Here is a 7,330-nt window from a genome sequence, read left to right as displayed (position 1 = left end):
GTCGGCGAGGATGCCCTCCGAATCGGCCACGAACAGGCCGAACTCGTGCCAGAGCCACACCTCGCACCCATCCGGCTCCGAAACCGTGGGACCGATGTTCGCCAATGTCATCGTGCTCACCCCCACTCACTCCCTCCCGTGCGGGTCGGGGTCAGGCGTGGATCGCCTTCTTCTCTCCGCTGCCGCTGATCTCGATCCTGCGCGGCTTGGCCTTCTCCGCGACGGGGATGATCAACCGCAGTACCCCGGCGTCGTACGTGGCTTCGACCTTGTCGATGTCGAGATTCTCACCCAGGAACAACTGCCGGCGGAACACACCCCGCGGCCGCTCGGACGCGAGCATCTCCTGATTCTCGTCACGGGCGGGTCGCTCGGCATGCACCGTCAACACGTTGCGTTCGACGTCGAGGTTCAGGGAATCGACGTCCACCCCGGGCAGATCGAACTCGACGATGAACCGATCATCCTCACGCCAGGCATCCATCGGCATCACCGCCGGTCGTGCCGTGGTACCGAGGATCTGCTGAGTCAACCGGTCGAGGTCGCGGAACGGATCCGTGCGCATCAACATTGTTTCCACCTCCAGAAACCTCTCTGTTTGTTCACAGTATCTACAGCATGCGCTGTAGATTTGTTATAGCGTTCGACATAGAACATGACAAGAGTCATGGCGAAAAAATTCCCAGACCCGACACCCGCATCTCCCCCGCTCTTGCTGACATCACCACGGGCCGAGTCCCCGTCGTGCGACCCGATGCCGGGCTCGGCGAGCACCGCGTAGCGCGAACCTTGCCCGTGGTGGCGACACACCGCCGTACGGTTCGAGCACATGTGGGTGGAGCGGGTCAAGGTCCGCCGCGCCCCAGGATGGCGAGTTTCTGGCCGGTTACCCGTCGCGGACGTCGTGGTCGTCGCCGAAGGGGACCGCGAAGGCTTGCTCGAGCCAGTCCGCCTCGGGCGCGTCCCAGGCATGGTCGGTGCCGGCGGAGGACAGTGCATCGTCGACGGTGCCGACCGGCTGCGCCTGCTCGAGCCGGTCGGCTTCGGGCGCATCCCAGGGCACCGGTACGCGGGAAGCCGGTTCGGGGTCGAGCAGGCCGCCGGCGGTGTCGAGGGTGTGCGTCTGCTCGAGCCGGTCGGCCTCGGGCACGACATCGAAGGGGCGGGTGTTCATGAGGAATTCCGGAAAGACGCGGTCGCGTTGTATCGCGCGGCCGACGGCAAACGCACGTACGCGGCGGTGGCCGCGGATGTGGGCGTCAGTGGCGAAACGCTACGGACGTGGGTCCGCAAGGACACCGCCCGTAACGCGCGCTCGCAGGACCGCAGTACCGGCGCCGACGGGACCGAGGCGGACGAGCTCGCGCGGCTGCGCGCGGAGAATGCGCGGCTGCGCGGTGCGGAAAAGGAATGGCAGCTCGAACGCGAGATTCTGCGCCGGGCGGCCGCGTATTTCGCAAAGGAGGTGAAGTGAAGACCCGCCGCTGGGACTTCATCTCCGACCATCGCGCCGAGTTCGGCGTGCAGCGGCTGTGCCGGGTGCTCGGGACCTCCCGCTCCGGCTACTACAAGCACCTGGCCACCGAGGATGCTCGCGCCGACCGCCAGGCCGACGAGGCCACGACGGTCGCCGAGATCCGCGCCATCCATGCCAAGCACCGCAGCGCCTACGGCGCCCCGCGGGTGCACGCCGAACTCCGCTCCAGCGGGCGCAAGATCAACCGCAAGCGGGTGACTCGGCTGATGCGAATCAACCACGTCGTGGGCCGGCACCTGCGCCGCACCAAGCGCACGACCATCGTGGACAAGTCAGCTCCACCGGTCCCGGATCTGGTGATGCGGGACTTCACCGCTTCGGCTGTGGATACCAAGTGGTGTGGGGACGTCACCTACATTCCGGTGGGCTCGTCGTGGTTGTTTTTGGCGACGGTGATCGACATCTGTTCACGTCGGGTGGTGGGGTGGTCCATCGCCGACCATATGCGCACCGAGCTCGTCACGGACGCGATCGAGATGGCGGTGCGCACCCGCGGTGGTGATGTCCATGGGGTCGTATTCCATAGCGATCGCGGATCTCAGTACACCGCAAAGGCTTTCGGCGATGTATGCCGCCGTCATGGGATCCGCCCGAGTCGAGGCCGGGTCGGCTCGAGTTACGACAATGCTCTCGCCGAGTCGTTCTTCCAAGGACTCAAGAGGGAGTGGCTGCACGGACGGAGTTGGACGTCGAAGTCGCAGGCACGGCTGGAGCTGTTCGAGTGGCTCTCGTACTTCAATCGACGTCGCCGTCACTCCGCGCTGGGATACCTCTCCCCGGTGGAGTTCGAACAACGACTGATCGCGTCGTCTACGCTGTCAGTTGCCGCATGAAATCCGGTGTCCACTCTCAAGGGGCAACCTCACGAGTCCGGTCTCGTTCTTGGTGGTCTGAAAGCACTCCTCGATCGCCCAGCGACTGCCAGCTACCCGGACCAGCTCGGCGGGTTCGGTGTCGGCGGGGCCATAGCAGATGTAGTAGGCAATCTCGTCGGGGTCGGTGATCGACCGGCGGGCCAGCAGCCAGTGGCCGCAACCCCGTTCGCGCAGTGGCCGAATGTCTACGACCGCCCAGTCGTAGAGCCTGGGTCCGTGGGCGCCGTCGCCGCAGTTTATCCGCTGCCACGCGGTCGCTGGCAGGTCGGCGATCACGGCGTGGGCTCGGCGCTGACGCAACTCCATCGAGATCACCATCTGCGACTTCGGAACGGCGAGAACATGGGCCACACCACGGGATTCGAGCCATAGCCGGAGCTTGCCGACCTGCCCGTAGGCCTCGTCGCCGGTAAACCACCCGAACGGCACCCCGGCGTCGAGGGCTCGTTCGATCATCGTTTGCGCCAGTTCGGGTTTCGTCGCGAAAGCTACCTCGTCGCCGATCCCGGCGGTCCGGCACCGATCGCGGTCCTCGGTCCAGGCCCTCGGAAGATACAACTCGCGATCGATCAGCGCCCGGCCCCGGTCGGAGGCGTAGGCGAGAAACACCCCGATCCCAGTGTCACGATTGATCGTGTCGACCGGTTCGCTCTACCATCCGACCTGCCTTCGTGGCTTCTGCCAGTTCTGCGGCCGGCCGACACACGAAAAGGACCGGCCGACCTGGCTTGAGAGGAGCGTGGCGTCGCCCCGACTGGGATATGCCGATCGACCGGTCCATGCCAACCACCCGCAACCTGGGCAGGAGACATACCACCATGATCGTCATCGGGATCGATGCGCACAAGCGCACCCACACGGCCGTCGCCGCCGATCAGAACGGGAGCCAGCTGTCGACGAAAACCACTGGCACCGCCAGCAAGGACCATCTGGCGCTGCTGCGATGGGGCGCAGAACAATGCGACGATCGCATGTGGGCGATCGAGGACTGCCGGCACCTGAGCCGCCGTCTGGAGCGGGACCTGTTGGCCGCCGGTGAACGGGTCGTGCGGGTGCCGCCGAAGCTGATGGCGAACGCGCGTGACGGTGCTCGTACCTATGGAAAGTCCGATCCGATCGACGCGCTCGCGGTGGCTCGGGCCGCCCTGCGGGAACCGAACCTACCGGAAGCCCGGCTCGAGGGTATGGAACGAGAAATTCGACTTCTGGTCGATCACAGGGACGATCTCGTCGCCGAGCGCACCCGCATCATCGGGCGGTTGCGCTGGCATCTGCACGAACTCAATCCTGGCTGGACACCGCCGAAGCGATTGGAACGAGCCAGCGCCTACGACAAGATCGAGGTGTTCTTGTCGGAGTTGTCGGGGCTCGTGTCGGACTTGGCCGGCCGCCTCGTCGACCATCTCCGGCGCCTCACGGTCGAGATCGAGGAACTCACCACCGAGATCACTGTCCGAACCACGGTGCTGGCACCGTCATTGCTGGCCATCCCCGGATGTGGGCCACTGACGGCGGCGAAGCTGCTCGGTGAGACCGCCGGTGTCGATCGCTTCCGGTCCAAGGATGCCTTCGCGCGCCACAACGGAACCGCACCGCTGCCGGTGTGGTCGTCGAACCATGCCCGACATCGTCTCTCGCGCACCGGGAACCGGCGGATCAACGCAGCGATCCATATCATCGCACTCACCCAGGCTCATTGCCATCCCGACGCCCGAGCCCTCTTGGCCCGGCGCAAAGCGGGCGGTGACGGTGGCATGGAAGCCCTTCGCATCCTCAAGCGCAGGCTTTCCGATGTCGTCTATCGCGCCATGCTCGCGGACCGACCACTGATGGGCACCGCGACGGCTGCTTGACAGAGGAGCAGTGGCTGTTCTCGATACGTCCGGCCGTGCCGGAATACTGCCGGGCCACCCCGGCCGAGCGGGTGCCCTTCTTCAAAAATCCTGTCTCGTCGACGATCAACACGCCCTTGTCGGCGTCACCGATCGTCTCGACCACGACCTCACGCACGTCGTCACGAAGCCCCTCGCAGTCCCAGGAGTAGAAGTTCAGCAGCCGCTGCATGCCCTCCGGGCCCGTATCACCGGCCGCCTCCGCCAGTGTCCATCCGTTCTTGCGTTCGACCTCACCGAGCAGTCCGCGCACATACGCGGCCATCCGCCGCCGCGACTCCACCCGCGAAAACCTCGGGCACCCCCATCATGTCGGTCAGTGCTGCGTCGCCGCAACCGCCGCGGGCGCGGTCGCGGTCGCGGTCGCGGTCGCGGTCGCGGTCGCGGTCGCGGTCGCGGTCGCGGTCGCGGTCGCGGTCGCGGTCGCTAGAGCTTCACGTTGACCTTCTCGCAGGCGGAGTTCCCCGCCCCGACGACGCTCACCGTTCTGACCGGCATACTCGGCGGACCCGCGGTAGGCGCCGGCGGTATGCGCCGGCGTGCAGAATCTTTCCCGGAGGCGGATCGGACAAGCGCGGCTCGAGGCCTGTTGCGGAACGTAAGACAGTCACCGGAGGGCTCAAACGGGAATGCGCAAGTTCAGAGTGTCACGGTCAGGTGCCTCGTCCGGAACGTGCCGGTAGGCGTTGGGCTTGCGGAAGATTGCGCAGCAGGTGTGGCGAGTGTCGGCTCGTGTCATAACGTTGGTCGCATCGAGGGGATGCGGTTCACCGAACATGGTTGCACGGATGCCTTCGAAGGTGTTGTGTCCGTCGATCGGTTCAGCCTCGGTCGCCGACGCAGAAACACGTCGCAGACCGAACCGGGCTCAGCACCAGCCATGTTCGGCGATGTACGTTCGGCCAGAGCCGGTCGGTTGTCGCGGGGTCGGACAAACCGGATTGGGCGGATCCACTTTCCTACACGTCGATTCGGGAACCCATGATAACTGTCCGCTCGCCCGGCAGGCGGAAGTACTCGGCAGCGTCGCCCGTGATGTCGGAGGTGGCGATGAACAGGCGCTTGCGCCATGTTGCCATCGTCGGTGCGGTCCCCATCGTCAGCTCGATCTTCGACAGGAAGTAGGAAGCGTCATCGATCGCGATCGGCCCCTCGGTGTCGGCGGGGTCGAGCAGGCGCAGCGCGTCCGGGATGTTCGGCGTTTCCATGTACCCGAAATACACTGTCACGAGGACGATCCCGTCTTCGACGTAGCCGAGAGCATCGACCTCCGTCCGCTCCGCGTCCGGTACGCGCGGCACCGGCAGGGTGTCGATCGACATGATCACCACGTGTTCGTGCAGCACGCGGTTGTGCTCGACATTGGCCCGCATCGCCAACGGCGCGGTCTGCTTACCGCGGTTTAGGAACACCGCAGTGCCGGGGACCCGAACCAGCGGCGGCCGACAATCGTGCAGCTGGTCGACGAACACGCGCAGTGGTCCCTCCGCCTGTCCCCGCGCGCGTGTGACGATGGCGCGACCGCGCTGCCAGGTGGTCATCACCGTGAACGCCGTGAGCCCGATCAGCAACGGCAACCACGCCCCGTGCACCAGTTTGGTCAAGTTCGCCGCCAGAAAGAGCAGGTCGACCGCCAGCAAGCAGCCGGCGCCGATCACGACCAGCCACAACGGCGTGCCCCACTTGGTGCGGGCGACGTAGAAGAACAGCAGCGTCGTGATCGTGATCGTCGCGGTCACGGCCATGCCGAATGCGTACGCCAATGCCGCCGAACTGCGGAAGGCGAACACCAGCGTGAGCACCGACACCATCAGCACCCAGTTGATCCACGGAACGTAGATCTGACCGATCCTCGACTCCGAGGTGTGCACCACCCGCAACCTCGGCAGGTAACCGAGCCTCGCCGCCTGCGACGCCACCGAGTAGGCGCCGGTGATCACCGCCTGGGAGGCGATCACCGTCGCAGCGGTGGCCAATAGCACCATCGGCAAACGCGCCCAGCCCGGGGCGAGCAGGAAGAACGGGCTTCCCACCGCGCCCTGGTCACCGAGAAGCAGCGCGCCCTGGCCGAGGTAGCTCAGTACGCACGCCGGTAAAACGAGCAGCACCCAGCCCTGGGTGATCGCCGGCCGTCCGAAATGGCCCATATCGGCATACAGCGCCTCGGCACCGGTGACCGCGAGAACGACCGCGGTTAACGCGAAGAACGCGATGCCGAAGTGCCCGAACATGAAGTTCAGCGCATACGTCGGCGAGAGCGCCCGAAGAATTTCCGGATGTCGGGCAATGCCGGTCACACCGCACGCACCGATCGACACGAACCAGACGAACATCACCGGCCCGAACAGCCGACCTACCGCCGCCGTGCCGCGCCGCTGCACGGAGAACAATCCCACGATGATCACCGCCGTGAGCGGCACAATCAGCTCCTCCAGTCCCGGCTGGACGACCTTCAGGCCTTCCACCGCGGACAGCACGGAAATCGCGGGTGTGATCACGCTGTCGCCGAAGAACAGCGCGGCGCCGAAGACACCGAGACCGGCCAGCACCGCGGTCACGCGACGCCCCCCCACGCCACCGAGGCGCCGCAGCAGCGTGATCAGGGCCATGATCCCGCCCTCGCCGTCGTTGTCGACGCGCATCACCAACAGAACGTAGGTCACGGTGACAATGATCATCACCGACCAGAAGATCAGCGACACGACGCCGTAGACGTTGTTCGTGCTGATCGGCACGGGGTGCGGGTCCTTCGGGTTGAACACCGTCTGGATGGTGTAGATCGGGCTGGTCCCGATGTCACCGAACACGACACCGAGTGCCCCAACCACCACGGCGGCGCGAAACGTTTCCCGACCGTCCACCGCACGAACCGGCGGACTACCTCCGGACTCAGTGGCCACGGTGCGCTCCTCGTCTGCAGGTCCGGCTCCCATTGTCGTCCCGGAGGCGCTAACCGCGGAATATCGAGCACCTCGCCCTGCGTGTCTGCGTGTCGCGGAAGCCAGGCACGCGCACTGCGCGAGAGC

5 protein-coding genes and 2 pseudogenes are annotated in these 7,330 nt (G+C 65.8%); 2 read left to right on the top strand and 5 right to left on the bottom strand.

Annotated features, from left to right (window positions below):
• Positions 1 to 151: 151 nt before the first annotated feature.
• Together GO592_RS43910 and GO592_RS43905 are read right to left on the bottom strand one after the other, a co-directional pair.
• Entirely contained in the window at positions 152 to 571 is a 420-nt protein-coding gene (locus tag GO592_RS43910) for an Hsp20/alpha crystallin family protein (protein ID WP_016884958.1), read from the bottom strand.
• A gap of 315 nt (positions 572 to 886) precedes the next feature.
• A complete protein-coding gene (locus GO592_RS43905) occupies positions 887 to 1,174 on the bottom strand; it encodes a hypothetical protein (protein WP_005561790.1) in 288 nt (95 codons plus the stop codon).
• On the opposite strand from GO592_RS43905, the gene GO592_RS43900 reads away from it, so the two are divergent.
• Positions 1,154 to 2,370, top strand: a protein-coding gene (locus tag GO592_RS43900) for an IS3 family transposase (protein ID WP_202715318.1) whose coding sequence is annotated in 2 segments (ribosomal slippage) — positions 1,154 to 1,403 and positions 1,403 to 2,370 — 1,218 coding nt in all. Because the reading frame shifts where the segments join, the coding sequence is not laid out codon by codon here. The genes GO592_RS43905 and GO592_RS43900 overlap by 21 nt on opposite strands.
• Here GO592_RS43900 and GO592_RS43895 read toward each other — a convergent pair.
• A pseudogene (locus tag GO592_RS43895) lies at positions 2,356 to 3,027 on the bottom strand (IS701 family transposase); the annotation flags it as partial. The gene GO592_RS43900 and the pseudogene GO592_RS43895 overlap by 15 nt on opposite strands.
• A 203-nt stretch (positions 3,028 to 3,230) precedes the next feature.
• On the opposite strand from GO592_RS43895, the gene GO592_RS43890 reads away from it, so the two are divergent.
• Positions 3,231 to 4,265, top strand: coding sequence for an IS110 family transposase (locus GO592_RS43890; RefSeq protein WP_007296753.1), 1,035 nt, complete (start codon positions 3,231 to 3,233; stop codon positions 4,263 to 4,265).
• A 16-nt stretch (positions 4,266 to 4,281) separates the two neighbouring features.
• Here GO592_RS43890 and GO592_RS43885 read toward each other — a convergent pair.
• Positions 4,282 to 4,599: pseudogene (locus GO592_RS43885) on the bottom strand (transposase); the annotation flags it as partial.
• Between the two features lie 664 nt (positions 4,600 to 5,263).
• Positions 5,264 to 7,237: a potassium transporter Kup gene (locus tag GO592_RS43880; protein ID WP_050998590.1), complete on the bottom strand. Its 1,974-nt coding sequence runs from the start codon at positions 7,235 to 7,237 to the stop codon at positions 5,264 to 5,266.
• Positions 7,238 to 7,330 lie beyond the last annotated feature (93 nt).

The sequence above is a fragment of the Rhodococcus sp. 21391 genome, from assembly GCF_016772255.1.
GTDB classification, from domain to species: Bacteria; Actinomycetota; Actinomycetes; order Mycobacteriales; family Mycobacteriaceae; genus Rhodococcus_F; species Rhodococcus_F opacus.
This window is presented reverse-complemented; position numbering and strand designations above follow the sequence as displayed.

Coding starts and splice junctions, on each gene's coding strand:
- GO592_RS43880 (WP_050998590.1), bottom strand. CDS start 7,237: ATGGGAGCCGGACCTGCAGACGAGGAGCGCACCGTGGCCACTGAGTCC.
- GO592_RS43910 (WP_016884958.1), bottom strand. CDS start 571: ATGTTGATGCGCACGGATCCGTTCCGCGACCTCGACCGGTTGACTCAG.
- GO592_RS43890 (WP_007296753.1), top strand. CDS start 3,231: ATGATCGTCATCGGGATCGATGCGCACAAGCGCACCCACACGGCCGTC.
- GO592_RS43905 (WP_005561790.1), bottom strand. CDS start 1,174: ATGAACACCCGCCCCTTCGATGTCGTGCCCGAGGCCGACCGGCTCGAG.